Source organism: Methylobacillus draconifructus (genome assembly GCF_045984385.1).
In the GTDB taxonomy this organism is placed as follows: Bacteria; Pseudomonadota; Gammaproteobacteria; order Burkholderiales; family Methylophilaceae; genus Methylobacillus; species Methylobacillus flagellatus_A.
Window position 1 is genome coordinate 136,378 of sequence record NZ_JBJQIJ010000007.1, and the last position, 26,841, is coordinate 163,218.

General features: G+C 58.6%; 29 protein-coding genes and 1 riboswitch. Of the genes, 15 read left to right on the forward strand and 14 right to left on the reverse strand.

Annotated features, from left to right (window positions below; all coding sequences use genetic code 11):
- Positions 1-28: 28 nt before the first annotated feature.
- From ACKF11_RS14715 to cobU, 9 genes are all read left to right on the forward strand, one after another.
- Complete coding sequence (locus tag ACKF11_RS14715; RefSeq protein WP_407997678.1) at positions 29-598, forward strand: hypothetical protein; 570 nt, start codon at positions 29-31, stop codon at positions 596-598.
- Complete coding sequence (cobO, locus tag ACKF11_RS14720) at positions 595-1,209, forward strand: cob(I)yrinic acid a,c-diamide adenosyltransferase (RefSeq protein WP_407997679.1); 615 nt, start codon at positions 595-597, stop codon at positions 1,207-1,209. Before ACKF11_RS14715 ends, cobO begins: the two co-directional genes overlap by 4 nt.
- A gap of 4 nt (positions 1,210-1,213) precedes the next feature.
- Positions 1,214-2,491 carry a cobyrinic acid a,c-diamide synthase CobB gene (locus ACKF11_RS14725; RefSeq protein ID WP_407997680.1) on the forward strand — a complete coding sequence of 426 codons (1,278 nt, stop codon included), beginning with the start codon at positions 1,214-1,216 and terminating at the stop codon, positions 2,489-2,491.
- Entirely contained in the window at positions 2,488-6,810 is a 4,323-nt protein-coding gene (locus tag ACKF11_RS14730) for a cobaltochelatase subunit CobN (protein WP_407997681.1), read from the forward strand. Before ACKF11_RS14725 ends, ACKF11_RS14730 begins: the two co-directional genes overlap by 4 nt.
- A gap of 23 nt (positions 6,811-6,833) precedes the next feature.
- On the forward strand, positions 6,834-7,286 hold the full coding sequence (locus tag ACKF11_RS14735; protein WP_309567013.1) for a MotA/TolQ/ExbB proton channel family protein: 453 nt from the start codon (positions 6,834-6,836) through the stop codon (positions 7,284-7,286).
- Entirely contained in the window at positions 7,283-7,597 is a 315-nt protein-coding gene (locus tag ACKF11_RS14740) for a DUF2149 domain-containing protein (RefSeq protein ID WP_407997682.1), read from the forward strand. The genes ACKF11_RS14735 and ACKF11_RS14740 overlap by 4 nt, the downstream gene beginning before the upstream one ends.
- A gap of 167 nt (positions 7,598-7,764) precedes the next feature.
- Positions 7,765-8,421, forward strand: a complete 657-nt coding sequence (gene bluB, locus ACKF11_RS14745; RefSeq protein ID WP_407997683.1) for a 5,6-dimethylbenzimidazole synthase — start codon at positions 7,765-7,767, stop codon at positions 8,419-8,421.
- Positions 8,418-9,233: a cobalamin-binding protein gene (locus ACKF11_RS14750; protein ID WP_407997684.1), complete on the forward strand. Its 816-nt coding sequence runs from the start codon at positions 8,418-8,420 to the stop codon at positions 9,231-9,233. Before bluB ends, ACKF11_RS14750 begins: the two co-directional genes overlap by 4 nt.
- Before the next feature lie 2 nt (positions 9,234-9,235).
- Complete coding sequence (cobU, locus tag ACKF11_RS14755; protein WP_407997685.1) at positions 9,236-9,772, forward strand: bifunctional adenosylcobinamide kinase/adenosylcobinamide-phosphate guanylyltransferase; 537 nt, start codon at positions 9,236-9,238, stop codon at positions 9,770-9,772.
- On the opposite strand, the gene ACKF11_RS14760 is transcribed toward cobU, so the two are convergent.
- Both ACKF11_RS14760 and ACKF11_RS14765 read right to left on the reverse strand, forming a co-directional pair.
- Positions 9,769-9,999, reverse strand: coding sequence for a hypothetical protein (locus tag ACKF11_RS14760; RefSeq protein WP_407997686.1), 231 nt, complete (start codon positions 9,997-9,999; stop codon positions 9,769-9,771). The two genes, cobU and ACKF11_RS14760, sit on opposite strands and share 4 nt — an antisense overlap.
- Before the next feature lie 41 nt (positions 10,000-10,040).
- Positions 10,041-10,667, reverse strand: a complete 627-nt coding sequence (locus ACKF11_RS14765; RefSeq protein WP_407997687.1) for a DUF4202 domain-containing protein — start codon at positions 10,665-10,667, stop codon at positions 10,041-10,043.
- Positions 10,668-10,779: 112 nt separating this feature from the next.
- On the opposite strand from ACKF11_RS14765, the gene ACKF11_RS14770 reads away from it, so the two are divergent.
- On the forward strand, positions 10,780-10,992 hold the full coding sequence (locus ACKF11_RS14770) for an RNA-binding S4 domain-containing protein (protein ID WP_407997688.1): 213 nt from the start codon (positions 10,780-10,782) through the stop codon (positions 10,990-10,992).
- A gap of 15 nt (positions 10,993-11,007) precedes the next feature.
- Here the strand turns inward: ACKF11_RS14770 and ACKF11_RS14775 are convergent, their stop codons facing one another.
- Genes ACKF11_RS14775 through ACKF11_RS15325 form a run of 3 tightly spaced genes read right to left on the reverse strand, consistent with a single transcriptional unit; the run spans position 11,008 to position 11,765 of the window.
- Complete coding sequence (locus ACKF11_RS14775; RefSeq protein ID WP_407997689.1) at positions 11,008-11,442, reverse strand: dienelactone hydrolase family protein; 435 nt, start codon at positions 11,440-11,442, stop codon at positions 11,008-11,010.
- Positions 11,429-11,701 (reverse strand): dienelactone hydrolase family protein, encoded by a 273-nt coding sequence (locus ACKF11_RS14780; RefSeq protein ID WP_407997690.1) that lies wholly within the window; start codon positions 11,699-11,701, stop codon positions 11,429-11,431. Before ACKF11_RS14780 ends, ACKF11_RS14775 begins: the two co-directional genes overlap by 14 nt.
- Positions 11,667-11,765: a hypothetical protein gene (locus tag ACKF11_RS15325; protein WP_510338919.1), complete on the reverse strand. Its 99-nt coding sequence runs from the start codon at positions 11,763-11,765 to the stop codon at positions 11,667-11,669. The genes ACKF11_RS14780 and ACKF11_RS15325 overlap by 35 nt, the downstream gene beginning before the upstream one ends.
- Before the next feature lie 126 nt (positions 11,766-11,891).
- Positions 11,892-12,103: riboswitch (cobalamin riboswitch) on the forward strand.
- 209 nt (positions 12,104-12,312) lie between these two features.
- On the opposite strand from ACKF11_RS15325, the gene ACKF11_RS14785 reads away from it, so the two are divergent.
- Complete coding sequence (locus ACKF11_RS14785) at positions 12,313-14,403, forward strand: TonB-dependent receptor (RefSeq protein ID WP_407997691.1); 2,091 nt, start codon at positions 12,313-12,315, stop codon at positions 14,401-14,403.
- A gap of 22 nt (positions 14,404-14,425) precedes the next feature.
- Positions 14,426-15,856: a PepSY domain-containing protein gene (locus ACKF11_RS14790; protein WP_407997692.1), complete on the forward strand. Its 1,431-nt coding sequence runs from the start codon at positions 14,426-14,428 to the stop codon at positions 15,854-15,856.
- Here ACKF11_RS14790 and ACKF11_RS14795 read toward each other — a convergent pair.
- A complete protein-coding gene (locus ACKF11_RS14795; protein ID WP_407994431.1) occupies positions 15,843-16,451 on the reverse strand; it encodes a hypothetical protein in 609 nt (202 codons plus the stop codon). The two genes, ACKF11_RS14790 and ACKF11_RS14795, sit on opposite strands and share 14 nt — an antisense overlap.
- Positions 16,452-16,615: 164 nt before the next feature.
- On the opposite strand from ACKF11_RS14795, the gene ACKF11_RS14800 reads away from it, so the two are divergent.
- Complete coding sequence (locus tag ACKF11_RS14800) at positions 16,616-17,035, forward strand: pyridoxamine 5'-phosphate oxidase family protein (protein WP_407997693.1); 420 nt, start codon at positions 16,616-16,618, stop codon at positions 17,033-17,035.
- Between the two features lie 24 nt (positions 17,036-17,059).
- Here ACKF11_RS14800 and ACKF11_RS14805 read toward each other — a convergent pair whose 3' ends face one another.
- The 5 genes from ACKF11_RS14805 to ACKF11_RS14825 form a co-directional block, all read right to left on the reverse strand.
- The gene (locus ACKF11_RS14805; protein ID WP_407997694.1) at positions 17,060-17,521 is read right to left on the reverse strand and encodes a DUF2753 family protein; all 462 of its coding nucleotides are present in this window, start codon (positions 17,519-17,521) and stop codon (positions 17,060-17,062) included.
- Complete coding sequence (gene map / locus ACKF11_RS14810) at positions 17,518-18,306, reverse strand: type I methionyl aminopeptidase (protein ID WP_407997695.1); 789 nt, start codon at positions 18,304-18,306, stop codon at positions 17,518-17,520. Before map ends, ACKF11_RS14805 begins: the two co-directional genes overlap by 4 nt.
- Positions 18,306-18,563 (reverse strand): ParD-like family protein, encoded by a 258-nt coding sequence (locus tag ACKF11_RS14815; protein ID WP_309566998.1) that lies wholly within the window; start codon positions 18,561-18,563, stop codon positions 18,306-18,308. Before ACKF11_RS14815 ends, map begins: the two co-directional genes overlap by 1 nt.
- Positions 18,564-19,050: 487 nt before the next feature.
- Complete coding sequence (locus tag ACKF11_RS14820; protein ID WP_407997696.1) at positions 19,051-20,919, reverse strand: hypothetical protein; 1,869 nt, start codon at positions 20,917-20,919, stop codon at positions 19,051-19,053.
- A gap of 21 nt (positions 20,920-20,940) precedes the next feature.
- The gene (locus ACKF11_RS14825; protein WP_407997740.1) at positions 20,941-22,401 is read right to left on the reverse strand and encodes a cobyric acid synthase; all 1,461 of its coding nucleotides are present in this window, start codon (positions 22,399-22,401) and stop codon (positions 20,941-20,943) included.
- A gap of 14 nt (positions 22,402-22,415) precedes the next feature.
- Here ACKF11_RS14825 and cbiB point away from each other — a divergent pair, with 14 nt between their 5' ends.
- Both cbiB and cobD read left to right on the forward strand, forming a co-directional pair.
- Positions 22,416-23,387: an adenosylcobinamide-phosphate synthase CbiB gene (cbiB, locus tag ACKF11_RS14830; protein WP_407997697.1), complete on the forward strand. Its 972-nt coding sequence runs from the start codon at positions 22,416-22,418 to the stop codon at positions 23,385-23,387.
- Positions 23,380-24,360, forward strand: a complete 981-nt coding sequence (cobD, locus tag ACKF11_RS14835) for a threonine-phosphate decarboxylase CobD (RefSeq protein ID WP_407997698.1) — start codon at positions 23,380-23,382, stop codon at positions 24,358-24,360. Before cbiB ends, cobD begins: the two co-directional genes overlap by 8 nt.
- 35 nt (positions 24,361-24,395) lie before the next feature.
- Here the strand turns inward: cobD and cobC are convergent, their stop codons facing one another.
- Genes cobC through cobT form a run of 3 tightly spaced genes read right to left on the reverse strand, consistent with a single transcriptional unit; the run spans position 24,396 to position 26,798 of the window.
- Positions 24,396-24,971, reverse strand: coding sequence for an alpha-ribazole phosphatase (cobC, locus tag ACKF11_RS14840; RefSeq protein WP_407997699.1), 576 nt, complete (start codon positions 24,969-24,971; stop codon positions 24,396-24,398).
- Between the two features lie 16 nt (positions 24,972-24,987).
- A complete protein-coding gene (locus ACKF11_RS14845) occupies positions 24,988-25,734 on the reverse strand; it encodes an adenosylcobinamide-GDP ribazoletransferase (RefSeq protein WP_407997700.1) in 747 nt (248 codons plus the stop codon).
- Positions 25,731-26,798, reverse strand: coding sequence for a nicotinate-nucleotide--dimethylbenzimidazole phosphoribosyltransferase (cobT, locus tag ACKF11_RS14850; RefSeq protein WP_407997701.1), 1,068 nt, complete (start codon positions 26,796-26,798; stop codon positions 25,731-25,733). The genes ACKF11_RS14845 and cobT overlap by 4 nt, the downstream gene beginning before the upstream one ends.
- Positions 26,799-26,841: the final 43 nt, after the last annotated feature.

Genomic DNA, 26,841 nt, shown 5'->3' on the forward strand with positions numbered 1-26,841 from the left:
CATTGACCCAGCCCCAAGGAAGACAACCATGCTGACACTCAACAAGAATCACCAGATCATGATCGGCCTCGTACTGGCCGCCTTGCTCATCGTGACCCGCGGCCATCATTTCGCCGCGATCAACCACCTGCCCAGCGCATCCTGGGCGGTATTCTTCCTGGCCGGGGTCTACCTGCGCCCGGCCTGGACATTCCCTGCCCTGCTCGGCCTGGCCGCCGCGCTCGATTTCGCCGCCGTGACCTGGGGCGGCGTGGACGGCTTCTGCACTTCGCCGGCCTACGGCTTCCTGTTGCCTGCCTACGGCAGCCTCTGGCTCGGCGGCCGCTGGTTCGCCAAACGCTACCAGTTTGCCTTCAAGCGCCTTGCCACGCTGGCAGCCACTGTCGTCGCCAGCAGCTTTGTCTGCCACCTGTTCTCCAGCGGCGGCTTCTATTTCTTCTCCGGCCGCTATGCCGACCCCACCCTGGCCGAATTCCTGCCGCGCATCGCCAAGTACTATCCATCCTCGTTGGGCACGTTGGCGTTTTACGTGGCGACTGCCGCCATCATCCATATTGTGGTGAAGGCGCTCTACGCTGATCACAAACGAACCGCATGACCGACCAGGAAAAACCAGACCTCAACCAGCGCCATTCCGAAAGAATGGCGCGCAAGAAAACCGTCATCGATGCCAAGATAGAGGCCGCACGTATCGAGCGCGGCCTGTTCCTGGTCAATACCGGCAACGGCAAGGGCAAATCCACTGCCGCCTTCGGCCTGCTCGCCCGCGCGCTCGGCCATGGCATGAAAGCCGTGGTAGTGCAGTTCGTCAAGGGCCGTTCCGACACCGGCGAGGAAGCCTTCTTCTGCAACCAGCCCAATGTCACCTGGCATGTGATGGGCGAAGGCTTCACCTGGGAAACCCAGAACCGCGAGCGCGACGTCGCCGCTGCCCAACAAGGCTGGCAAGCCGCGCAAGCCGCGCTCAAGGATGAAAGCGTAGGCGTGGTCATCCTCGACGAGCTCAACATCGTCCTCAAATACCATTACCTCGACTTGAAGCAAGTATTGGCCGACATCGCCGCCCGTCCCGCCATGCAGCATGTGGTCGTCACCGGCCGCGCCGCCCAGCCCGAACTCATCGAGCAGGCCGATACCGTCACCGACATGACCATGGTCAAGCATGCTTTCAAGAACGGCGTGCAGGCGATGCCAGGGGTGGAGTGGTAAAGTCATGGCAGCCAGTCGCCCGGCGTTGCTGCTGTCCGCGCCAGCCTCCAATCAAGGAAAAACTTTAATATCTGCCGCGCTGGCGCGTGCATGGCGCAACCAGGGCCTGACAGTACAAGCCTTCAAGTGCGGGCCGGACTTCCTCGACCCGATGATCCTGCATACCGCGACAGGCAGGCCGGTTTACAACCTCGACCTTGCCATGTGCGGCGCGGAAGACATTGCCGCCCGGCTATACCAGGCCGCGCAGCAAGCCGACGTCGTCCTGGTGGAAGGCGTAATGGGCCTGTATGACGGCAGCCCGAGCAGCGCCGACATCGCGGCACGGTTCCAGCTCCCCGTTGCGCTCGCTATCGACGCGAGCGGTATGGCGCAGACTTTCGGCGCATTGGCTGCGGGGCTGTTTGCCCACCGGCCTGAACTCATCCCCGCAGGCGTGATCGCCAACCGCACCGGCAGCGCCGGGCATGGCGTTTTGCTGCGCGACAGCCTGCCGCCGGATATTCCCTGGCTGGGCGCATTGCAGAAACAGGAAGCGCTTGCGTTGCCGGAACGGCACCTGGGCCTGTTCCGCGCCGATGAAATCGACGGCCTGGAGCAGCGCATCGCGCAGGCCGCGGCGTTGCTGACGGAATCAGGCGCGTTGCCCTTGCCGCCTGAAACCGTTTTCGCGCCCCTCCCCCCTGCCAACGATGTGCAGCGATTGCTCGCAGGCAAAACCATCGCCGTCGCGCGCGACGAAGCCTTTTGCTTCATCTATCCCGCCAACCTCGATTGCCTGCATGCGCTGGGGGCGGACACCATCTTCTTCTCGCCGCTGCATGACGAGGCATTGCCTACAGGAATTGACGCCATCTGGCTGCCGGGCGGCTATCCCGAGCTGCATCTTGCAAAGCTGAGCAGCAACCAAGCCATGCGCACGGCCTTGCAGCAGACTTGGCGGCAAGCGCTGCCGATATTGGCGGAATGCGGCGGCATGATGGCGGTGACGGACAGCATCAATCAGCAGTCCGGCTTCGGCCTGCTGCCCGGCGATTGCAACATGCAGCCGCGGTTCCAGGGGCTGGGCGTGCAATTCGCAGAGTTGCCGGAAGGCAGGCTGCATGCGCATACCTTCCATTACTCCAGCCTTGAGACGGCGTTGACGCCCTACGCACAGGCAATCACCCAGCGCGGCAAGCCGGGCGAGGTTATCTATCGCCACGGCAGCCTCACGGCGAGCTACCTGCATTTCTATTTCCCATCCAACCCTGCGGCAGTTGCCCGGTTATTTGCCTCATGAAGCATTTCTTTCCAGCCCTGCTCGGGATTGTTCTCGTCACCAGCCAGGCACCTGTCCAGGCCGCCACGTTGTTCGGCATGGTGTCCGACCGCACCGCCCCTGCCGCGGCCGAGGCGGCAAAGCAAGCCCTGCAGCAATCCGGCAAACAGGACCGCATCATCCTGCGCACGCAATCCCAGGTGCTCGCTGCCGACGGTAAGACCCTGCAGCGCTGGCTGCGCGACGCCGACGCGGTATTCTCCGTGGCGGTCTACGGCGAGGCATCTCAGCAACTGCAAAGCCAATTGCAACAGCTTGGCGCCAGTAAGCCGCGCAACTTCATCGCCTTCAACGGCGAAAGCGCACTCTCGCTGCAAAGCCGCTGGCAAGGGGAAGCCGTCAGCAGTTTTTCCCACGCAAAGAGCCTGACGCTGACGCAGAACAATCTTTCTGAAAAAGTCGCCAACCTCGCGCAGCAACATGCTGCCGCGCGGCAATGGCTGGGCCTGCACGATCTCTGGCAGGCGGGCGGCAACGGCAATCTCAACGCCTTCATGCGCTATCTGCTGCATCCTTCCGCCAGCTTGCCTGCAATACAGCCTGAACCGCTGGTGCGCTTGCGCCAGGGCGGCCGGGAAGTCAGCCAGCCCAGGATAGACAACAATCAGCCTGTGCTTGCCGTGCTCGACCTCAGCACCAGCGATCCGCAACCCGTGGATGCCATCTGCGCCGCGAGCGAGAAGCAGGGCCAGCCCTGCATCGCCATCATGGCGCGCTGGGGCGAGGCCTCTCGCGACGCCATCGCCAACTTGAAAACCCTGCTTGCGCCCGCCGCACCCAGCGGGCTGGTGGTATTGCAGGACTTTGTCGTCGGCGCCGCCGAGGGCCGCGAGGCCGTGACCGAACTCCTGGGCCAACTCGACGTGCCTGTGTACAAGGCCATCCGTCTGACCGACCGCGGCGCCAATGCCTGGCAGCTTTCGGAAGACGGCCTGCCGATCAATTCGGTGCAATACCGCGTCGCCATGCCGGAAATCCAGGGCAGCTCGCAGCCGCTGGTCGTGGCCGCGGCCGGACCTGCCACCATAGACAAGCTCACCGGCGTCGAGCTGAAGCTGCCGCAGATCCTGCCTGCCGAAGTACAGTCGCTGGTCAGGCGCAGCATCAATTGGCAGCAGTTGCGCAGCAAGCCGAACGCCGCAAAGAAGGTCGCGCTGATCTACTACAACCATCCGCCCGGCCGCCAGAACATCGGCGCGGACAACCTCGACGTACCCGCCTCGTTGTTCGAGATGTTGCACGCATTGAAGCGTGCGGGCTATAACACCGGCGAATTGCCCGCTTCGCCGGAAGCGTTGCTCGACCTGATGCAGGAGCGCGGCGTCAACCTGCCGGAAGACCGGGCCGCGCTGGCTGAGATGAGCCAGCACGTCAACAAGCTTGACACTGCCGCCTACCTCAACTGGTTCGGCACCCTGCCTGCGCAAGTGCGCGGGGAGATGGTGGAAGGCCCGCTCGGCAAGCTGCATGCCGACCTGGTAGCGGCGCAACGCGCCGGGGAGATCGACATCGCGCGCAACCGCCTCGACAAGGCCATGCACGAGCTGCGCCACCTGCTTGAAGGCGCGGACCATCCGCAGCGCGACAATGCGCTCAAGCAGCTTGAGGCGCTCAACCACGGCTATTTGCAGTGCCTGGAAAAGCACACCGATTGCAACGCGCTGGCCTTGCAGAAAACCCGGCTTGCAGGTTTGGGTATCGAGGGCATGCGCGGCTGGGGGCCCGCGCCGGGCAAGGTCATGGTGCATGACCGCCAGATTCTGGTTCCCGGCGTGCAGTTCGGCAACATTTTCATCGGCCCGCAGCCGCCGCGCGGCTGGGAAGTGGACGAGGAGTTGCTGCACGCCAACACTACCATTCCGCCACCGCACCAATACCTGGGCTATTACCACTGGCTACGCAGCGTGTTCAAGGCGGATGCACTGGTGCATATCGGCCGCCACTCCACCTATGAATTCCTGCCCGGCAAGGCGGTCGGGCTGGCAGCGAGCGATTACTCACGGTTGATCGCGGGCGACCTGCCGGGCATCTATCCCTATATCGTCGACGGCGTGGGCGAAGGCACGCAATCCAAGCGCCGCGGCCTGGCCGTGATGGTGGACCACCTCACGCCGCCGCTGACCTCGACGCCGCTCTATGACCGCCTGCTGGAATTGCGCCAGGTGGTGGAAAGCTACGAGTCCTCCAGCTCCGAGACCATGAAGGTGGAAGCCGCGCGCGAAATGCGCCGCTTGGTGGAAGCGCTGCAGTTGCGCGCCGAGCTGGAAGCCAGCATGGCCGACGTGCTGGAAGTGCGCGGCATCGGCTATGAGCAGACCGACGATGACCTGCTTGCGCACGAAATCGGCCACTACTTGACCAAGCTGCAGGAGAAATTCATGCCGCATGGCCTGCATATCTTCGGCAAGGATTGGTCGGAAGAATCGCTGGCATTGATGCTGGATTCCATGGCGCGCGGCCATGAGCAAGGCGTCAGCGCGGAAACCCGCGACAAGCTGGCGGCCTCGCCGCGCCTGGAAATGCAGAGCCTGCTGCATGCGCTCGAAGGCGGCTTCGTGCCGCCCGGCAAGGGCAACGATCCCTTGCGCTCGCCCGACGCCTTGCCCACCGGGCGCAACTTTCATGCACTGGACGGCGACGTGCTGCCGACCCGCCTCGGCTTCCAGATCGGCGCCAGCATGGCCGCCAAGGTACGCAAGCGCGACAGCGTGCAGGACAGCGAAGGCGTGATCCTCTGGGCATCGGACGCCGTGCGCGACGAGGGCGTGATGGTGAGCTTCATCCTCAGCCTGATGGGCATAGAGCCGGAATGGAATGCGCGCGGCATCGTGCAGCGCATGCAGCTCAAGCCGGGGATTGCGCGTCATGACGTGATCGTCACCACCTCCGGCTTGTTCCGCGACCTCTACCCCAACCTCATGCAATGGATAGATACCGGCGGCCGCCTCGCGCTCGCCGCGTCTGCCAAGGCCATCCGTGCGCAATATCCTGCCTTGCAGCCTGCGCTGGAAGAAGCCTTGTCGCCGTTGGGCGCTGGCATGGCGGAAGGCGACGAGCCGCTTTCGGGCAACGGCGTTGCCCTGCAGTGGATACGCCGCACTCAGGCGCATCAACAGCAAGGCATGGCATTGCCGCAAGCCGGGCGCGAGGCCGCCTGGCGTATTTTCGGCGACGCGCCGGGCGCTTACGGCACCGGCGTCAACCGCCTCACCGAGCGCTCGGGCACCTGGAAGAACCGCAGCGAGCTCGGCCAGGCCTATCTCACGCGCATGGGCCATGCCTATGGACTGGATGCCCAGGGCCAGCCAGCGCAGGACATATTCAAGACCGCGCTCACCAGCATCGCCAACACCTATCACGGCCGCGCCTCTAACCTCTACGGCCTGATGGACAACAACGACGCCTTCGACTACCTCGGCGGCCTGTCGCTCGCGACCGAAACCGTGACCGGCAAGCGCCCCACCGCGCGCATCCTCAACCACACCGATCCGGACAACCTCAGCGACGACCCGCTGGAAACCGCCCTATTGATGGAATTGCGCGCGCGCTACCTCAACCCGGCCTGGATACGCCCGCTGATGCAGCACGGCTATGCGGGCGCGCGCACCATGGGGCAGGAATTCATGGAAAACCTCTGGGGCTGGCAGGTCACCCGGCCCGACATCATCAAGGACTGGGCCTGGGACGAAGTGAAGAAGGTCTACATGGACGACAGCCTGCAGCTCGGGCTCAAGCCTTTCCTCGAACATAAGCACAATGCGCAGGTCAAGGCGCACATGCTCGCCATCATGATGGTGGCGGCGGAAAAAGGCTTCTGGCATACCGATGAACAGACCCTGCGGGAGCTGGGCGGCGAGCTGGCGCGGCTGGTCAATAGGAACGGCCTGCCCGGCAGCGGGCATACCTCGCCCAACCACCCAATGTGGCGATGGCTGGGCCAATACCTGGACGGCGACACCGCCGCCGCATTGCAGCAAACGCTAGCCAAGGCGCGCGGGGACATACACCCTGGCTATGCGGATGCCAGTGCCGCGGTTGCGGAACAGACCGCTATCGAGGCAGAAGACGCGGAGCCTCTGCCGGAAAAAGCAGCGCCGGTAAAATTGCCAGAAGCCAAGCCCGCCGCTCAGCCGGAACCGGAACCCGCCCGGCCCTCCCCGCCGCCACGCGCTTTCGAAGTTGCGGTCAAATCAGTACGCGAATATTGGTATTGGTGGCTGGCGCTGTTGCCGGTATTCGCTGCCGGCTTATGGTTCGGCATCCGCAAACCCAGGCTTTAACCTCATACGGATAGAATGTCATCATGTCATTTGAACTCGATACCCTGCACCACGCGATCACCTGGCTGCTGAAGCCGGTCATCGCCATCCTGGCGGCCTCCGTCATCCTTGCCGTGCTGGAAGCCGGATTGGCCTTGGGCGAGCGCCTGTTCGGCCTCAAGGCCATGCGCAATTCGGGCAATGCCGATGCCGTGGTCAAGCTGGCCCGCCATCGGCTGGAGCGCGCCGACCTGCTTTCGCGCATCCCGCCTATGCTCGGCCTGATGGCCACCATCATCCCGCTCGGGCCAGGGCTGGCCGCGCTCGGCCAGGGCAACCCCGCGCAATTGGCGCAAGCCGTCACCACCGCGTTCGACGCCACCGTATTGGGGTTGATTGCAGGTATCATCGGCCTGGTGGTCGGCAAGCTGCGCCGCCGCTGGTACGAGGATGTACTGGAGGCCTTGGAAGGCCAGTCGCCGGAAACCCGGCCATGAGCAAAGCCAGCGTAAGCAAGCTGCGCCTCAAAAGCCGTTTCGACCACGACGACGAAGACCCGCGCGCCAGCCTGGTCAACCTGGTGGACGTGATGCTGGTGTTCGCCTGTGGCCTGCTGGCCGCCTTGAGCGCCGGAGGACAAGCCATGCTGACCACGCCCAGGGAGATCGAGCAAGGCAAGGAAATCGAGGCGCCGGAAACCACTGGCGACAGTGCCGCTGGCAGCGGCTACCAGGCTGTCGGGCAGGTCTATCGAGACCCCAAGACAGGGAAACTGGTGCTGATCGAGCATCCGGCACCCCAGCCTTGAGTTAGAGCCTATTCCACATCTTTTCATGGGTACGTTGCCTTGATCGGACGCGTACTGATGCCATGCGTGCTCGATGAAAAGATGTGGAACAGGCTCTTAGCGCTTCACCAATTGATTAATCGCTTTATACTGGCTGCTTGAATATCCAACTTCGCTCCAATCACGCAATGTCCAGCAACGAATTCGCCTTTACCGAGCCCGAGATCGCCGGAGTCTACCGCGCCATCCACCAGCGCCGCGACATGCGGCACTTCAAGCCTGGAGGAATAGAGCCGGAAATCCTGCACAAGCTGCTGGATGCGGCGCATCACGCGCCCAGCGTCGGCCTGATGCAGCCTTGGCGCTTCATCCGCATCACCAGCGATCAAGTACGCCGGGGCATCTACGACCTGGTGCAGGAAGAGCGCATGCAGACCGCCCATGCGCTGGGCGAGCGGGAGTCGGAATTCCTGCGCCTGAAGGTGGAAGGCATCATGCAATGCGGCGAGCTTTTGGTGGCCGGATTATGCGACCATCGCGAGCGCTATATCTTCGGCCGCCGCACCTTGCCGGAGATGGACCTGGCTTCGGTCGCCTGCGCCATCCAGAACCTTTGGCTGGCAGCGCGCGCGGAAGGATTGGGCATGGGCTGGGTGTCCATATTTGACCCCGTCAAGCTAGCCAAGATACTCAATATGCCCGAAGGCGCCAAGCCCATCGCCATCCTCTGCCTGGGCCAGGTTGACGAGTTCTACAAAACCCCGATGCTGGTGGAGGAAGGCTGGGCCAAGGAACGCCCCTTGTCGGAATTGATGATGGAAAACAGCTGGATAGACAGCGAATGAAAGGCCCGCGGCGCATTGCCTGCCTGACGGCGGAAACCACCGAAGTGCTCTACCTGCTGGGCGAGCAGGAGCGCATCGTCGGCATCTCGGGGTTCACCAACCGCCCGGCGATTGCAAGGCAGGAAAAACCCAAGATTTCAGGATTCAGCAGCGCCAAGATCGAGAAGATTCTCGCGGTAAAGCCGGACCTGGTGCTGGCCTTTTCCAACCTGCAGGCCGATATTGCCGCCGACCTGGTACGCGCCGGGACGGAAGTGCATGTGTTCAACCAGCGTTCGGTACAAGGCATCCTGGACATGATTGCGACGCTGGGCGCCCTGACCTATGCCGCCGACCGTGCAAACGCACTGATTGCCGGATTGCGCCAGCGCATGCAGCAAGCTGCCGAAACCGCGCGCTACCTGCCTGTTGCCCCCAAGGTGTATTTCGAGGAATGGAATGATCCCTTGATCAGCGGCATCCAGTGGGTGGCAGAGCTGATCGAGATTGCGGGCGGCAGCGACTGCTTTGCAGAATTAGCCGCCTGCAAGTCCGCCAAGGAGCGCATCATTGCCGACCCGGGCGAAGTCGTCCGGCGGCAGCCGGACATCATCATCGGCTCATGGTGCGGCAAGAAATTCCAGCCGGAACACGTGCTGGCCCGGCCGGGATGGCAGGCCATTCCCGCCGTGCAATCCGGGCAAGTGCATGAAATCAAGTCGGCCGACATCCTGCAACCCGGCCCTTCCGCCATCCAGCATGGGCTGCCGCAATTGCAAGCCATCATGCAGCGCTGGGGCGTAAGCCAGGCGCACAGCAAGCATTGGAGTTGAACATGAACGCACACGACCACCATCTCATCCTCGGCGGCGCACGCTCGGGCAAGAGCGCCTATGCGGAGAAGCTCGCCCATGAAAGCAGCCTGGAAGTGGTATATATCGCCACTGCCCAGGTGTACGACAACGAATTCGGCCATCGCGTCAGCCAGCACCAGCAACGCCGCCCTGCGCACTGGCAGACTATGGAAGTGCCGCACAAGCTGGCGGAGGCCTTGCAGCAGCAGGCCGCGCCGGGCCGCTGCCTGCTCGTCGACTGCCTGACGCTGTGGCTCGCCCAGTGCATCTGCCCGGACTGCGCACCGCCCGAAGGCGTGGACTGGCAACGCGAACGCGCCGCCCTGCTCGATGCGCTCCCGTCACTGCCCGGCAAGATACTGCTGGTGAGCAACGAGGTCGGCATGGGCATCGTGCCGCTGGGAGAAATCAACAGGCAATTCCAGGACGAGGCAGGCCGCCTCAACCAAGCAGTTGCCTCACTCTGCAACAAGGTCAGCTTTATTGCGGCCGGTTTGCCGCTGGTATTGAAAGCCTAACGTTTCAGGCCAATGACGCGTGCGCCAGTATATTGTGCAAACAACGCAATGGCCTGCTCGACAATGAGGTCGTGATCGGGCTGTAGCCGCTCATCCAACACGACCTCCGACAAACGATAAAGAGGCGGCTCGTCCGAATTGGCCGAGCCGAGAACACGGAAGCGCAACTTGCCTGCCTCCAGGCCTGTCAACAGCACCAGCACATCGTGCAGGACTATTCTGAGCAATGCCTCCCCCACGGGCAAAGCAAGCTGCCGCTCACGCAGGCTCACAGCCAGCCTTCCTCCCTCATCACTTCCTGGATCAGCGGCACCAGCGCCTGGGGCAATTTCACCTGGGTCAGCAAGGCCTGGTGCCCGGCTTTGGACACCTTGCGCAAGGTCTTGCGCAGGATATCCTTCCATTTCGGCACATCGTATTCCGGGTGCTGGCCGACGAACTCTTCAAGGTAATATTCGACGAACACCATCACGACCACGTCCTCCAGCACCTGCATCTCGGCATCGGCCAGCGGCGCTTCCTTGCTGACCAATGCAGCCACGCGGAGTATCGTTTCCTCGTCATATCCGGCCTGCTGCATGATCTCGCGCGCGACTTCGGCATGGTACTGCTTGAGCTTGCGCCGCCACTGATGATAGCCCGGTTTGGTCATCGGATAGGCGTCGCGCGGCAAGGTCCAACGCTCGATGTGCTGGCAGCGCGCAGCCAGTTGCAATGCCTCGGAGGCATCCGGGCGGTAGCGCTGCAACATCTCCGTCATGCGCCGGGCGTAAGCCAGCTCCTTGGGAACAGCCACGCCGTTCACCAGCGTCTGGTTGGGGTCCTGGGCATTGCGTGCATCAAAGGCCTGCATCGCCTGGGAAAATGTTGGGCCGAACTGGGCATCGACTTGCATGGAATACTTTCCTGAATGGGTTGATGCCATTTTACGCGAAACACCCGCCCTGCTCGTTTCATTGCCATGCAAAACATGGTGTAATCGCAGGCATTCAACACAAGGCACCATCATGGAATTCACGCTGCGCGACGACTATATCGAACTTTGCAACTTACTCAAGCTGGCAGGCATCGCCGATTCAGGGGGCCAGGGCAAGGCTATGGTAGCGGAGGGGCTAGTGCAAGTGGACGGCCAGCCGGAAACGCGCAAGACCGCGAAAATCCGCGCAGGCCAGGTGGTGGAATGCATGGGGCAGACTATCTCTGTAGTAGCGCGGATTTGAGCCACCTGCTTATTCCTACGAGTCGCGCAAATACTGGTTGAAGAAGGCTATGGTGCGCTGCCAGGCCAATTTGGCAGCCGCTTCGTCGTAACGCGGTGTCGTGTCGTTGTTGAAAGCATGCTGCACGCCGGGATAGATATACGCCTGATAGTTCACGCCGGTTGCCTTGAGTGCAGTTTCATAGGCAGGCCAGCCGGAAGTGATGCGCTCGTCCAGTTCCGCCAATTGAATCAACAGCGGTGCCTTGATTTTGGCAACATCTTCTGCAGGCGGGTGAGCACCATAAAACGGCACAGCAGCGTCCAAATACGACAGCCGCGTCGCCAGAAAATTGGCAATGCCGCCTCCATAGCAAAACCCGACCACGCCAAGTTTGCCATTGCCCTCGGGCAGCTGCTTTAACGCCGCGGCAGCGGCAATGATATCTTCGCGAGTCTTAGTTTGATCCAACGTAGCCAAACAATTCACGGGCCTTGTCCTCATCGCCGGGATAGCCACCCAGCGGCGCCAATGCATCAGGCGCGAAAGCAATGAAGTTATCCAGTGCGACACGGCGGGCGATGTCCTGGATATGGGGATTGAGGCCGCGGTTCTCATGCAATACCAGCACCACAGGTAGTTTGCCGGTGTGCCTGACTGGCTTAACCAGGTAGCCCTTGACCTTGCCATTGCCGTCAGGAGAAGAAACCGCGGCGGCTGATTTCGCCATGCGCATATTCGTCATAGGCCTTGATCACTTCAGGATCAAAATCTCGAATGGTTTTACGTTGCATTGCTTTTTCCTCCTACGATCATTTACGCATATCTCTCATATCGATCCCTCAAGTCCATAGCAAAAAATTCTTTTTATAATCATAGAACAACCTTGGCTTTGATTGATTTAATGTCCGATACAAATTAAAATCCGCTGCACTTACGGTTTTTCCTTGTTGTCAACAAGGAGAATAATAGGGAATCCGGTGAAGACACGACGATCGTAATCCGGAACTGCCCCCGCAACTGTAATCGGTGAGTCTGTTTGCCACTCTTGCCACTGGATAATAATCTGGGAAGGCTACAAACAAGACGATGACCCGAGAGTCAGGAGACCTGCCGCAAGTCAGCTATGTTGTTCGAGCAAGGGCGGGGTGTCCTGGAATCGGCGAATGTTCACCATTTTCATTCGACATTATTGATGCGTTGCAGACTTGGGTTGCCATTGGTGCCTCAGGTCGAATTGCCGTTGCAGCCGCTTTGCATGCATTTCTCTCCCTGCTCCGACCATATGGCTGATTTACACATGACAGTTTGTCATGCTGAACCATCAATTTGGGAGCAATAATGAAAAATAGCAACTACATCCTGGCAACAGCCTTAATGGCCATATTCTCCAGCGGGGCGCTGGCGAAAGATGCTACCTTGGAAGAAGTACAAGTCAAGGCAACACAAGACAAGCCCGGACTTAACCTGAAAAAGAAAACCGTCACCGGCAGCCGTCTTGGCCTGTCTGCTCAGGAAACACCAGCCAGCGTAGAAAGTCTGGATGCGCAAACCATTCGCCAGCGCGGCGATATCACATTGCGTGAGGCGGTGACCCGGACTACTGGCATTACGGATATCAGCACGCCTGGCAACGGTCAATCCTTCTCGTCTCGCGGTTTCACTGGCAACAACTCCGTTGCGCAGGCAGAAGACGGTGTACGCTTAATGACTGGAGCTGGGACACTGACCTACCCCTCGGATACATGGGGCTATGAACGCATCGAAGTCTTGCGCGGCCCGGCCTCCGTATTGTTTGGCGATGGTGCGGCAGGTGGCATTGTCAATAGCGTCCGTAAACAGGCAAGCCGTGAAGCATCCATTGAAGCGCTCGTTGGTGCTGGCTCCTATGGCGCTTATCGTGCAGCATTGGGCGGCACTGGTGCCATTGGCGAAATCGGCGCATTCCGTATTGATGCGTCCGTATTAGGTGGCGACGGCTATATCAGCCGTGGTGATTACGACAGCAAAAAACTCATGACTTCATTGCTGTTCACACCTACGGACAACCTCAGAATTGGCTTTACTCTGGATCATGCAGAAGATTCCCCTACCGCAAACTATGGGTCTCCTCTGCGCTATGGAAAAATCACGCATTCTCTTCGTAGCAAGAACTACAACGTAGCCGATAACAAAATGGATTTTGAGGACACGCGCGCACGTGCCAAGATTGAATGGGAAATTTCAGAGCGCCTGAAACTACGTAATGAAACTTATTGGTTCAAATCTGACCGCGAATGGCAAAATGCGGAAAGTTATACCTTGAATCCCGTAGCCGGCACAGTACGCAGGGGTACTTTTCTCGCCATCACTCACACCCAGAAGCAAATTGGCAATCGCCTGGAAATCATTCACGAAGACACATTATGGGGTCATTTGAACCGTTTTTCTGCAGGATGGGAAATCTCAAAAACCGATTTCCGGCATGCAAGCAACTCCGGCAATAGCGCAACTGACGTCATTCCTGTAGCTGGATATACCGGCACTTTCCTCAGCACGACTTCAGTTTTGCGCAATTACGATGCAGATCTCAAACAACAGGCTTTCTTCCTTGAAAATGCGTGGAATGCAACCGACCGCCTCAAATTGGTTGCCGGAATACGCCGCGATTACATTGATACTGAACGGCGCGACTATCGTGGCGCAGCAGATAGTGACAAACAATTCACTCCTGAAACCTGGAGAGTCGGAGCAGTATTCGACTTGACTGCAGATACTTCGCTCTACGCCCAAACCAGTCGAGGAACCGATCCGATCACAAACCTATTGGGACTCAACCTTGCCAATGGCGAATTCGACCTGACACGTTCACGTCAGGCCGAAATTGGTATCAAACAAGCATTGCAGAACCTCAAGGGAGAGTGGTCTTTGGCTGCCTACCATATCGCCAAGGACAATATCATTACCCAAGACCCCGTTACCCCTTCCATTTCCGTGCAAGGCGGTCAACAATCCTCGCGAGGAATTGAATTCTCCACCACGTTGTACCCTGTTGAACACTGGCGTCTGGATTTCAATGCTGCATTATTGAATGCGAGATATGATGAGTTGAGAGAAGGTAGCACCGGCATTTCACGCGCAGGCAATACCCCAACCAATGTCCCAGAAAAAGTGGCAAATGCTTGGCTCTATTATCAGGCATCTGAATGGGAAGCTGGCATAGGTGCGCGTTATGTAGGCAAACGCTATGCAAACAATGCCAATGAGATTACCCTTGCGGGCTATACCGTGTATGACGCAAGCGCGGCCTGGCATGTCAACAAGCAAATGACGCTACGCGCCAATATCCGCAACCTGACTGACAAATTCTATGCAGCATTGGCCTACGGCAGTACCCAGCAAATCATCGGCGCACCGCGCCAGCTCGAACTGACTGCGGAATTCCGTTACTAGGCTCCTGAGTACGTACAGCACCATGAAACTCTTCACCATGCGCAACCTCCACCTCTGGCATCGCTGGCTGGGGATAGCGCTTGGGGTGCTGGTGCTGCTCTGGTTCATTTCCGGGGTGGTCATGCTGTTCGTGGCCTACCCCAAGCTCATGCAGGAAGAACGGATTCCCCGCCTGGAGACGGTTGCGCCTGGCTTGGTACACATAGCGCCGGCCCAGGTGGGGGTCATGCTAGGTGGGGAGCCGGACAAGCTCCGGCTTGCCATGCATAATGGGCGGCCGCTTTACCATGCCTTATACCAGGACACTTGGCATGCCGTCTGGGCAGACAGCGGCGAGAAGCTGAGCGTCACGCCCAATGACGTCCGCATCTCTGCCCAGGCGTTCCTGCCTGGCGCATCCATCATCAATACAGAATTGATCGAGCGCGACCAATGGTCGATCTCGTCCTCTCTCCATGCCCACCGGCCTTTGCATCGCGTGACCTTCAGCAACGGGAATGTGCTGTATTTGTCCAGCCGCACGGCCGAAGTCGTGCTGGATACCTCGCGTAGCGAGCGCGCCTGGAACTGGCTGGGCTCCGTCATCCACTGGATATATTTCACTCCGCTCCGCTTCGATTATACCCAGGCTTGGCGTCAGGTCGTCATGTGGCTGTCGTTCCCCGCCACGGCGATGAGCCTGATGGGCATCTGGCTGGGGATAGACCGCCTGCGCCTGCGTCGCCGCTACAAGGGAGGCCGCATGACGCCATATCGCGGCTGGGCCAAGTGGCACCATGTTTCCGGCCTGCTCGCAGGGGTGCTGTGCCTGACATGGCTGTTCAGCGGCTGGCTGTCGATGAAGCCGTTCGATATGTTCTCAGGCAAGAAGCTGAGCGAGCAAGAATCGCGGCACTGGGCAGGAAAACCGCCGTACGGGCCGTTGCCGGCATTGCCGGCGCAGATAGGCGCGACGGAGAAAATTGGCGAGATCGAATGGATATATTTTGCTGGCAGGCCTATCCTGCTCGGCCTTGCACAGCATCGCACCTGGATGCTGGACGCCGCCAGCGGGGCGCCGCTCGCCCCGTTCGCGGCGGCAGCATTCACGGCACAGGCGGCAGGCATGCTGCCGCATGCAGGGATCAAGGCTGCCACCTGGCTGGAGCATGGCGACAGGTATTACTACGGCAAACGGTTGGAGGCTGCCTCCCCGGTCATCCGCATCGACCTGGATGACATTTCCGCCACCAGCTATTACATCGACCCAGCCACTACGCGCATCGTGGCATCGCAGGACAATAACAGCCGCACTTATCGCTGGCTGTTTGCGGCGCTGCACCGCCTCGATTTCGCACCGTTCGACAATGCCGAGATCCCGCGCTGGATCGTCGTGATCCTGTTCTCGATCGGCGGCGTCATCCTCACCGCCGCAGGCATGGTCATGGGCTGGCGCCGTCTTACTCGCGCCTAGCCGCCATGTTGGTGCAGTTGCCAGCTACCAACGGCGGGTTGCCTGAGCCCGGCCTGAGGATGGCGCCGCTGCCCACGCCGTTGGACGCCACGCAGGCCTGGAAGCCCACGCGCGTGCTGCGCGGTGTCGCCGTATTCACCAGCACTTCGCGCTGCTCATCGGTCAAAGCCAAAGCGCCGCGCTCGGAAAGCAACTGGCCGTAGGAAGGGTAGGCGCCATGCGTTTCGCGGAACGCTTCCAGCTTGCCATGCAGCTCCTGGGCGATACGGTCGGTATCCACGGGGCCATGCCGCTGCAAAGCCAACGCTTCAAGCGCCTCTTCCTGTTGCTGCTGCTCCGCTTTTCCCTTGGATACATAGTTGGCGCTGACCAGGAATAGTACCAGCAGCACCGTATAGGCCAGGTTGATGCCAATGGCGAGGATGGCAAACAAATTGCCTTGTCCGGCGGCGCGCGATTTGAGCAGGGCGAATATCCCCACCACGACACCAAGCAACGGCACGCAGAAGACAGACAACAACAAGGCGATGATGCCGGCCTTCTTGCCTGGGTCATTTGTTTTCCTGGTTTCTGGCGATGTTTGTGCAACGGTCATGAGGGCTGTTCCGGTCATTGAAGCAAGGTGAGATTAAACCATGCCGGCAAGCACTGTGTCCCGCCAAGATAATATACAATATATAAACGAAACGTATATTTTGATATGATGCGGTAGTTATCCGGTTTTTTTAACCAAGCAATGCGCAATACTAGGGAATACAAATGAAAATACTCAACGATTCAATCAAGGCCATGCTGGCCAAGGAACTGCCGGTTCAAGCCACGGTAAGCAAGGATGGACTGCCGGACATAGGCCCCAAGCGTTCGCTGCGGGTCTATGACGACCAGACCTTGATCTACAATGAGAACACCGGTGGCCAGACCTTGCAAAACATACGCGACGGCTCGAAAATGGCGATTGCCGTGATTGACCGCCCCGCCCTGGATGGCTACCGCATCGTCGGCACACCCGAGCTATTCAGCGCAGGCACTGCGCCTTACGACAATGCGCTGGCATTCGCGGAAAAGAACGGCATGAAAACGCCGAAATTCGCGGTCCTGATCCATATCGACGATATCTATACATTGAAGTCCGGACCGGACGCAGGCAAGAAACTCGACGAGCCAGCCAGCGCCAGATAAGCCCGGCCAACAAAACCCAGCCAGTCAATTGGGCCGCTCAATACGCTGCCCTGTACTGGCTGGATAGTTTCCACACTGCTGCTGGTGTGCGACCCACTCGCCCAATGCGCGCGTCATGTGCCTGGCCGCGAAAAGGCGCAAACCTTCAGGCGCGGCCATGTCTTTACATAAGGCATCCAAGCGCTGAAAAGCTTCCTGATAATGCCCTCCCGCCAAAGCCTGCGCATTTTTCCTACGGTAAATATCGGCGAGATTATGTTGCGCGACGACATAAGCCGCAACCACCGCATCGCCGTATTGGGCGACCTCGTCATCGCCTGCGACACTGCATGCCTCCAGCATTTCCTCAGCCAGCACCAATGCGTGCTGGTAACGGATGCCAGCTTGCACGCCATCCTGATTGAGCACGGCAGCAGCCATGCCCATCAGTTTTTCCCAGGCACGCAAAGCGCCATAAAAAGACATACAAGCTGGAGATCGCATCATGCAATTTCCTGATAGGGTCCCAACCCATCCGGCCAATCGGTCAGCAGCTCAAATCCTTCTTCGGTCACTGCCACCATATGTTCCCACTGGGCCGACCAACCCTTGTCCTGCGTCACAACCGTCCACTCGTCCTGCAATGTCCTGGTAGCGGCCTTGCCGGCATTGACCATGGGCTCTACCGTGAAAATCATACCAGGCTTGAGCCTGAGCCCCTTGCCCGGCTGACCGTAATTCAGCACCTGCGGCTCGTCATGATAGACCTGGCCGACACCGTGGCCGCAATATTCACGCACCACGCTGAACCCCTGCGCATGTGCCGCCTGCTGGATTGCATATCCCACGTCGCCCAGGGTATTGCCCGGCTTCACCTGCAAAATGCCGGCCCGCATCGCGTCATAGGCAGCCTGCACCAGCCGCACCGCCTCCGGCGCAGCATTGCCGATCAGATACATGCGGCTGGTATCGCCATACCAGCCATCCTTGATGACCGCGACATCGATATTGAGGATATCGCCATCCCGCAACACTTGTTTCCCGGAAGGAATGCCATGGCAGACCACATGGTTGACGGATGTGCAGATAGTCTTGGGAAAACCGCTGTAGCCAAGGTTGGCGGGAATCGCCTTCAGCTCATGCACGATATATTCGTGGCAAATGCGGTCAAGATCTTCCGTCGTCACGCCCGGCGCCACATGCTCCTTGACCATGGCAAGCACCTGGGCAGCCATTTGCCCGGCTATGCGCGCCTTTGCAACATCATCCGCCCCATACAGCACAACCCGCATCACACAGTCCGCTTAAGACTGATCACGGAAGCCACATCGCCCCCGGCCGGTTTCAGGGCATTGCCCACCTCGCCCCCACTCTGCTCGATCTGCAACAACAAGCGGCAGATGTCCGTATAACTCAATTGCGGATGCATTTCCGCCAGCATGCCCACCCGCAACCAATGCTCCGCTTGCGAATTGATCGAACGGCTGAATGCGTTGCTCGCTGAACGGATGTTTTCATGCATGGAGTCGGAAATTTTAACGATACCCATCACAAACCTTTTGATAAACAAAATATATATGAATCATATATTATCAAGAAAAAGTAAGAACTGATACCGACATGGCTGAATCCACAATAAAAAAGCACTCCACAGAGTGCTTTTTTATTTATCGCAACAACATCGACATCATGCTCTTCAATATTTCCATCGCATCATCAACAGAGCATTTCTCGGTGTACCGTAGATATTAAAGAGTTATCAGGTATCCTGCATCGCGCGATTTTTATCGCGGATACGGAATAAGGCAGCTGATGCATTCAACCTGCATCAAGAAACTCCCTTTTCAAACATGTTTCAATTTGCCAACCCACGCGTGGATCCAGCACACGCTTATTCAAGTTACGCTCGGTTTGCGGAACAAAAGAAGTTGCAGCGATTGCCGCTCCTGGTCGAAAGACATGGTCAAGCAAAAAAATAAGAATTGTTCTCATTTTAATGCAAATCTAAAGCCAAATATACGCACTATCCACACAGCCTACACACCATCCCTCGCGGGAATAAAAACCCTGTCTATGCTCTGCTGCACCCGGTTTACCATTTGCGTTAATGCAACATCATGAGAAGCCTTTAACTTAGTTTTGATGTCATTCTTCTGGTCCGTAAGCAAATCCAGGATTTCCGTTTTCATCTGCTCGCGATAGCGCGTTTCGTCATAGGCAATCATCGCTTTATCAACAGCAAACCAAGTAATACCACTCACAACAGCGCCACATGCAAATGCCAGTGGGCCACCGGGAGCACATAAAGCAATTGCAGTGCCTCCACTCCCTACTGCTGCACCACCACGTTTCCCTAGCAGTTTTCTAATGATAGACCCTGACGTCATCCTCGGTGCCAGTGCGCTAGCTAAACGAGATGCTCTATGAGTCGTGGCAACAGCCACTATGCCGCCCGCACTCAATGCGGTGATGGCACGCTGTCTGTCACGAGAAAAATCCAGCTTCTCTAACACTGGTAATTGTATCGTGCTTAAGCCACAAGGCGCTTGGCTAACCTCGCGCACCATCTGGCCTTGCATCATGGAAGCCGCATATTGCACATAGTGACTTGAATGTCTGAACACTTGCCGGGGAATGGCTTGCAGCATCTGATCAACCGGCTCCCGCTTGAACATAGTGTCCTGAATTTTCTCCTGCAAGAAATCTTCTAAAGATTTTCCTGTCATTGTGCTAATCGCTACAGTACCCAAACGACCATATTCAGCAAAGAGTGAAAAATACCAATCCAGATAATTATCCACCCGGTTTTCAACACCTCTGAATGCAAGATTTACCTGATGATCAATGTCTTGATGGGCAACCTCACGAGCAACCTGCATGGATTGCTGCATATCGTCTCTGGCAGCATTGCGAAGTGCTACCGCTCTCACCACATCCACTTCACATGGATTCAAGATGCCATTCGCCTGCTCAATCACGGGCTTGAATGTCATGTTAGGTAACTGCCAATAGGCAAAAGCCAATACCACAGTCATCACACAGATGATCTTGATCGGCGCACTGACACGAATCATCCGTGGTTCTTGCCTGCCCATTTGACTGACAATACTTAACATACCGAGCAAATAATGATTCAAAGCATATGCTATGACTCCGGCAGGTAATAACACTAACAGCCAAAGCATCAGCTTGATCAACGAAAGCGAGATATCGGAAACGATTTCGATATTGGGAATCAGCTTCTGCGCAACATGCCAAATCAGCTGATCAATCGCTGCCAGCCATCCGATCAACCAACCAATCCATTGAGTCGCCGTAGAATCAAGCTGGTTTGCCCTGGCCTGTTCCAGCAATAGAGTCCAATCTACAGATCGTGTATCTACCGCTCCATAAACATAATCCAAATAGAAAAAAGCCAAGGCAATGAAAGCTGTATTAAGCCAAAACAATAATGGCCAGTTTCTGACAAATACCCCCCGATAATCTGCTTTAAGCTGAGCGGAAAGCTGTTTATTAAGAATATATGCAAGCAGCCCTAACAATAGTGCATCGACCGCCACCACATACCATTGCATCACACTCAACAATGTACTCAAACACAATAGGAATACTGCCCAGAAGAACGCGCGACAGAACTGCATGGCAATTGCAATATTGCCTGCCCAGAACCAACGTTTCAGGGAGCTATCAGGCAGGGCTGCTTTTTCTAGCATCGCACGACGCCTGAACAGCATACCTTCAGAGAAACTGACAAACACAGGTAATGTAAACAGTATCAGCATCCCGAACACGGCCCAATACCCAAGCCTGTTCAAATACAGAGAAGCTGTATACAAACCCAATACTGCCAATAACACCACCATAGCATGGACAATAAAACGACCCAGTCTCTCCACAGCGTTCACTCCCCAACCCTGTCTTTTTAATTATTCATTGCCAACAAATACATGCAGCCTATCCCAATCCAAATGCTGTTCCACCTCATCCGCCAAGCGCTCCAGGCTAGCTTCACGTAAGGCCACATAATCGTAATGGGCGATTTCTTCTTGTGACTGCTTCAGTTGGTTATAGCCTGCCCAATCCAACCAGGCTTGCGTGGCTTCGGCGTGGTCGAACAAACCATGCAGGTAAGTGCCCGCTATCTGCTTATCCTCTGATAAAGCGCCCTCTGGCTGGGTGCCAAGGTACAGCAACGGATGTTTTAAGGCCGGACCACGGCTGACACCCATGTGGATTTCGTAGCCAGTGACGGTGGCATCCGCAAAAGTGAGTTTGCCTTCAACTTCTTTAAGGTGTTTTTCCTTGGTCAAGGTGGTTTCCATGTCCAGCCAGCCAAATCCGGCACTGGAGCCTGCATCGCCTTCCAACGCATGCGGGTCGTGAATTTCTCTGCCCAGCATCTGGAATCCGCCGCAAATACCCAGCAGCTTGCCGCCATACCGCAGATGGCGGGCAATTTTCTCGCGCCAGCCGTGGGACTCCAGCGCGGCCAGGTCGCCGCGCACGTTCTTGCTGCCCGGCAGGATGATGAGGTCGGCTGGCGGCACCGGCTCGTTGAGCTCTATGAACTGGAAATCGACATGCGGGTGCATGCGCAGGGCGTCCATGTCGGTATGGTTGCTGACGTGCGGCAGGACCGGGGCAATCACGCGCAGCCAGGTCTGCGGCTTGTCCGGCGTATCTCTCGCCACGGAATCCTCGGCTTCGAGATGCAAGTTGCGCAGATAGGGCAACACGCCGAGCACGGGAATGCCGGTTTCCTGCTGCAGCCAGTCTAGCCCGGGCTGCAGCAACGCGATATCGCCGCGAAAACGGTTGATGACGAAGCCGATGATGCGCTTTCTCTCCGACTCGGAGAGTAGCGCCAGGGTGCCGACGATATGGGCGAACACGCCGCCGCGGTCGATATCGGCGATCAATATTACCGGGCAATCCGCCGCCTCGGCGAAGCCCATGTTGGCAATGTCGTTCTGCCGCAGATTGATTTCCGCCGGGCTGCCCGCGCCCTCGACGATGATGCATTCATATTGTTCGCGCAGGCGCTGCCATGAAGCCAGTACGGCTTCGCGGGCCTTAGGCTTGTAGGCGTGGTAGGCCGTTGCTTCGAGGTTGGTCAGCACCTTGCCGTGGATGATCACTTGGCAGCCAGTGTCGGTATTCGGTTTGAGCAATACTGGGTTCATGTCGGTATGCGGCAACAGGCCGCACGCCTGCGCCTGCACGGCCTGCGCGCGGCCGATCTCGCCGCCGTCGCTGGTCACGGCGGAATTGAGCGCCATGTTCTGCGGTTTGAATGGCGCGACGCGCACGCCCCTGCGGTACAATACTCGGCATAACGCAGCCACCAGCGTGCTCTTGCCCGCATCCGAGGTGGTGCCCTGAACCATCAATGTGTTGGCATATGTCATTGGCCCATTATCCCACTACTTTTCTTGCAACCCCAGCCCTGCTGCTCGCCGCCATCCTGGTGGACCTGTGGCTGGGCGAGCCTGGACGCTGGCACCCGCTGGTGGGTTTCGGCAACTTGGCGTCAGCACTGGAAAAACGCCTCAACCGCCAACATGCGCCTTTCATCGCGCGCCTGCTGGGCCTACTGGTCTGGCTAGCATTGTTGCTGCCGACGTTTGTCTTGGCCTTCTGGCTCACGCACCTTGCCCAGCGATGGCTACCCGCTTTTGGCTGGCTGCTCGACATCGCGCTGCTGTATTTCTCCATTGGCGCGCACAGCCTCAAGGAGCATGCCCTGCGCATCTACCACGCGCTCGCACAGCAGGACTTGGCCGCCGCGCGCCATGCTGTGGGTATGATCGTGAGCCGCGACACGGCAGCGCTTGATGAACGTGAAATTGCCACTGCCAGCGTGGAATCGGTGCTGGAGAATGGCAACGATGCGATTTTCGGCGCGATCTTCTGGTTTGTATTGCTCGGCGGCAGCGGCGCGTTACTGTTCCGCCTCGCCAATACGCTGGATGCCATGTGGGGCTACCGCACGCCGCGCTTCCTGTATTTCGGCTGGGCCGCCGCCCGGCTGGACGACCTGCTCAACCTCATTCCCGCCAGGCTGACCGCCTTGAGCTACGCGCTTTGCGGGCATGCCAGGAGCGGATTCTCGTGTTGGCGGCAACAGGGCGGGCGATGGTACAGCCCGAATGCAGGCCCGGTGATGGCGGCAGGAGCAGGCGCGCTGCACGTAACGCTGGGCGGCAAGGCGCGCTACCACGGGCAGGACAAGGTACGCCCCACGCTGGGAATCGGGCCAGCCGCCTCGGCTGCGAGCATCCATGCCGCGGTGCGGCTGGTGGATCGCAGCATCGCGCTCTGGTGCCTGGTCATTTTCGTCATGTATGCATTGATCGGGGGATACCATGCTTGAGCACGGCGGCAACCTGCATGCAGCTAGCCAGCAATACGGCATTGCACCCGAGGATTGGCTGGACCTTTCCACCGGCATCAACCCGCACGGCTACCCAGTGCCGGACATCCCCCCATCGGCGTGGCAGCGCCTGCCGGAAACCGACCAGCAACTCGAGCGCATCGCGGCAAACTATTATGGCGCCCAGTACCTGCTGACCACCTCCGGCTCGCAGGCCGCGATCCAGACCCTGCCGCGAATGCGCGGACCATGCCGCGTCACCGTGCTTGGCCCCATGTATGCGGAGCACGCCCACGCATGGCGGCAGCAAGGGCACCAAGTCAATGAAATCGACAACTTGCCTGACGCGAACATCCTTGCTGAAACCGATGTGCTGCTAGCGTGCAACCCCAACAATCCCACTGCCCGCCTGATTGCGCCCGGTGCGCTCCTGGAGTGGCATCGAGCCCTCTCGCAGCACGGGGGCTGGCTGATCTTGGACGAAGCCTTCATGGACAGCACCCCAGAACATAGCCTGGCGGCATACAGCCATCAGCCCGGGCTCATCATCCTGCGCTCTCTGGGGAAATTCTTTGGCCTGGCCGGCGCGCGCGTGGGCTTTCTGCTGGCAGAACCATCGCTATTGGACCGTGCTGCTGATATATTAGGCCCCTGGACCGTCACCGGCCCAGCTAGGATAGTAGCCCAGGCCGCACTGGCCGACCATTCGTGGCGGCAGCATAACCGCGCAAGGATGCTGGCTGAAAGCCAGCAATTGGCGGAGATGCTGCAGCAGGCCGGCCTGCCGCCGCTCAATGGCTGCGCGTTGTTCCAGTGGTTGAAATTAGCGCATGCGGAGCACCTGCATGCGCAATTGGCACATCAAGGCGTCTGGACGCGGCATTTCCCGGCACGGCAGGGAGTGCGGATTGGCTTGCCCCCTGCGGACGGTTGGCAGAAACTGGCAGCGGCGCTAGCCAACTTAAATTTTTAGATACCTCAACCCTAAGGCATTCCAACACCAACGCGTCAGCGATTGACGTAGGCCACCCTGGTCAACCGTTCTTCCACGATGATCTTGCTCACGCTGGCATAGTCGATCTGCAGCTTGAAGGTATGCACCAGCGGCAGGTCCAGCGCATAGCCGGCCAGCGCCCGGATGACGCCGGCATGCGTGAACACCAGGGCCGGCCGTTCATGATGCTGCAAATCTGCAACAAAGGATTGCGCGCGCTGGGAAAGCTGCAGGAAGGACTCCCCATTCGGTGGCACGTGCCGCACATGGTCCTCCGCCCATACGTCCACCAGCCCGCGCGGGATATCGTTCCAGGATTGCATTTCCCAATCACCGAAGTTCAGCTCCTTGAGCCTGGCATCAGCTTGCACCGCCACCCGCGGGCTGAATGTGGCGGCTACCGACTCGGCCAGCTTCATGCAGCGTTGCAAGGGGCTGCTGTAAATAGCGGGATGCTTGAGGTGCTTGAGCTTGGGGTACAACGCATCGAACTCGGCAAGAAACGTCTCCGTGACGTCAATATCGCTATGCCCGTAGCATGTGCCGGGCAGAACATCCGGCGTCGTATGACGCACCAGGTAAATTTCCAATTACATACTCCACATATCAGGATGCCAGAATCAAAACGCCGAGATAAAACGCCAGCTCAGTGAGCTGCTGCATGGCGCCCAGGCAATCGCCCGTATAACCTCCCAGGCGCTGCCTTAGCTTGAAGCTAAACCAGAGCCAGACAAGCACGACCGGCAGCAACGCAAGCCACAGCCTGGCCGGCAGCAATGCCATTGGCGCCAGGCCCGACACTGCGGCAATCCATAGGCTCGCGACCGACGGCTTGGCCGCCAAAGGCTTGGCTTTGCCCTCCTCCCGCACGTATTCCTGGGTAGCCATCACCAGCACGGCGGCAAGCCGGCTCGCGGCATGGGCCGCTAAGAGGACGAACGGCACCAATTCAATCCTGATATGGTCAAGGCTGGCAAATTTAAGCAGCAAAGCCAGGAAAAGCGCTATCGCGCCATAGCTGCCGATGCGAGAATCCTTCATGATGGCCAGCGCTTGTTCTTTCGTCCAGCCGCCACCCAGGCCGTCCATGGTATCCGCCAACCCATCCTCATGGAACGCGCCGGTCAACCATGCCGTCGCCGCCATGCTGAGGACGATAGCCACCGTTGCGGGCAATATTTGCAAGCTCAAATACAATACCAGCGCCGCCATCAACCCGACGAGAATGCCCACCAGCGGGAAATAGCGTGCCGCATCGTTCAGCTCGGCGGAATCAAAATTCTGGATGGCGGGCACCGGCAGGCGCGTGAAAAAGCCCAATGCAAGGAGGAACAAGCGCCATTGCTGGCTCATGAAGCACCCTGCCGGCTGATGTTGGCAGAGTCGAACGACGCCATCTCATTGAGGAAATTCACCGCGGCCTGCACCAGCGGATACGCCAGCGCAGCGCCAGTCCCCTCTCCAAGGCGCAAGCCAAGGTTGAGCAAAGGCTTGGCCTTCAGTTGCTCCAGCACCAGTTTATGACCCGCCTCGTCGGAACAGTGCGCGAAAATACAGTACTCCAATATAGCGGGAGCTATCCGGCTCGCCACCAGCAAGGCTGCCGTCGCGATAAAGCCGTCGACCAACAGAGCGACTCGCTGTTCTGCAGCGCCCAACATCGCGCCCACCATCATGGCGATCTCGAATCCGCCAAAAGTCGCCAGCACCGCCAAAGGATCTTTATTGTCCACCTGATGGCGTGCTATCGCCCGGCGGATCACGTCCGCCTTGTGCGCCACGCCGGCGTCATCCAGGCCAGTGCCGCGGCCGACGCATTGCTCCACCGGCAAATTGCACAGCACCGCGACAATGGCCGAAGCGGAAGTGGTATTGCCGATTCCCATCTCACCGAACCCCATCACATTGGTGCCGGCACCGGCTTCCGCCTGTGCGAGCTTGTAACCGTTGACCAGGGCCTGGTTGCACATATACGGGCACATAGCGGGCATCTTGAGGAAGTTACTGGTTCCCATGCTGACCTTGGCACGAATCAGCTCCGGATGCGCCGAGAACTCATGGCACACCCCGGCATCCACAATCCTGATCCGCATCCCATACTGGCGCGTAAACACATTGATCCCCGCGCCGCCATTCAGGAAGTTCATCACCATCTGCCGCGTGACTTCCTTTGGATATGGGCTGACGCCTTCCTCGACCACCCCATGGTCGCCCGCGAACACCAGCATGGCCGGACGTTGCAGGACAGGCGTCAATGATTGCTGGATCAGGCCAAGCTGCAACGCCAGGCCTTCAAGCTGGCCCAATGCACCTCTCGGTTTGGTTTTATTGTCGATCTTGGCTTGCAGCGCGGCTTTCAGACCGTGGTCCAATGGGGATATCGCAAATTCTGGCAATGGCAGTGGTTGGTGACTCATGAAATTTACTTTTTAAATCAAGCCTGGAGCATACCCGAGCACG

Excerpts from the sequence above, each read along its gene's own strand:
- ACKF11_RS14785 (WP_407997691.1), top strand. The coding sequence starts at position 12,313 with ATGAAAAATAGCAACTACATCCTGGCAACAGCCTTAATGGCCATATTC.
- cobD (WP_407997698.1), top strand. The coding sequence starts at position 23,380 with ATGCTTGAGCACGGCGGCAACCTGCATGCAGCTAGCCAGCAATACGGC.
- ACKF11_RS14815 (WP_309566998.1), bottom strand. The coding sequence starts at position 18,563 with ATGGGTATCGTTAAAATTTCCGACTCCATGCATGAAAACATCCGTTCA.
- cbiB (WP_407997697.1), top strand. The coding sequence starts at position 22,416 with ATGTCATTGGCCCATTATCCCACTACTTTTCTTGCAACCCCAGCCCTG.
- ACKF11_RS14800 (WP_407997693.1), top strand. The coding sequence starts at position 16,616 with ATGAAAATACTCAACGATTCAATCAAGGCCATGCTGGCCAAGGAACTG.
- ACKF11_RS14765 (WP_407997687.1), bottom strand. The coding sequence starts at position 10,667 with ATGCAAGTCGATGCCCAGTTCGGCCCAACATTTTCCCAGGCGATGCAG.
- ACKF11_RS15325 (WP_510338919.1), bottom strand. The coding sequence starts at position 11,765 with ATGCAACGTAAAACCATTCGAGATTTTGATCCTGAAGTGATCAAGGCC.
- cobO (WP_407997679.1), top strand. The coding sequence starts at position 595 with ATGACCGACCAGGAAAAACCAGACCTCAACCAGCGCCATTCCGAAAGA.
- ACKF11_RS14740 (WP_407997682.1), top strand. The coding sequence starts at position 7,283 with ATGAGCAAAGCCAGCGTAAGCAAGCTGCGCCTCAAAAGCCGTTTCGAC.
- ACKF11_RS14770 (WP_407997688.1), top strand. The coding sequence starts at position 10,780 with ATGGAATTCACGCTGCGCGACGACTATATCGAACTTTGCAACTTACTC.
- ACKF11_RS14715 (WP_407997678.1), top strand. The coding sequence starts at position 29 with ATGCTGACACTCAACAAGAATCACCAGATCATGATCGGCCTCGTACTG.
- ACKF11_RS14795 (WP_407994431.1), bottom strand. The coding sequence starts at position 16,451 with ATGACCGTTGCACAAACATCGCCAGAAACCAGGAAAACAAATGACCCA.
- map (WP_407997695.1), bottom strand. The coding sequence starts at position 18,306 with ATGCGGGTTGTGCTGTATGGGGCGGATGATGTTGCAAAGGCGCGCATA.
- ACKF11_RS14725 (WP_407997680.1), top strand. The coding sequence starts at position 1,214 with ATGGCAGCCAGTCGCCCGGCGTTGCTGCTGTCCGCGCCAGCCTCCAAT.
- bluB (WP_407997683.1), top strand. The coding sequence starts at position 7,765 with ATGTCCAGCAACGAATTCGCCTTTACCGAGCCCGAGATCGCCGGAGTC.
- ACKF11_RS14825 (WP_407997740.1), bottom strand. The coding sequence starts at position 22,401 with ATGGTTCAGGGCACCACCTCGGATGCGGGCAAGAGCACGCTGGTGGCT.
- ACKF11_RS14735 (WP_309567013.1), top strand. The coding sequence starts at position 6,834 with ATGTCATTTGAACTCGATACCCTGCACCACGCGATCACCTGGCTGCTG.
- cobT (WP_407997701.1), bottom strand. The coding sequence starts at position 26,798 with ATGAGTCACCAACCACTGCCATTGCCAGAATTTGCGATATCCCCATTG.
- cobU (WP_407997685.1), top strand. The coding sequence starts at position 9,236 with ATGAACGCACACGACCACCATCTCATCCTCGGCGGCGCACGCTCGGGC.
- ACKF11_RS14845 (WP_407997700.1), bottom strand. The coding sequence starts at position 25,734 with ATGAGCCAGCAATGGCGCTTGTTCCTCCTTGCATTGGGCTTTTTCACG.
- ACKF11_RS14805 (WP_407997694.1), bottom strand. The coding sequence starts at position 17,521 with ATGATGCGATCTCCAGCTTGTATGTCTTTTTATGGCGCTTTGCGTGCC.
- ACKF11_RS14780 (WP_407997690.1), bottom strand. The coding sequence starts at position 11,701 with ATGGCGAAATCAGCCGCCGCGGTTTCTTCTCCTGACGGCAATGGCAAG.
- ACKF11_RS14730 (WP_407997681.1), top strand. The coding sequence starts at position 2,488 with ATGAAGCATTTCTTTCCAGCCCTGCTCGGGATTGTTCTCGTCACCAGC.
- ACKF11_RS14750 (WP_407997684.1), top strand. The coding sequence starts at position 8,418 with ATGAAAGGCCCGCGGCGCATTGCCTGCCTGACGGCGGAAACCACCGAA.
- ACKF11_RS14790 (WP_407997692.1), top strand. The coding sequence starts at position 14,426 with ATGAAACTCTTCACCATGCGCAACCTCCACCTCTGGCATCGCTGGCTG.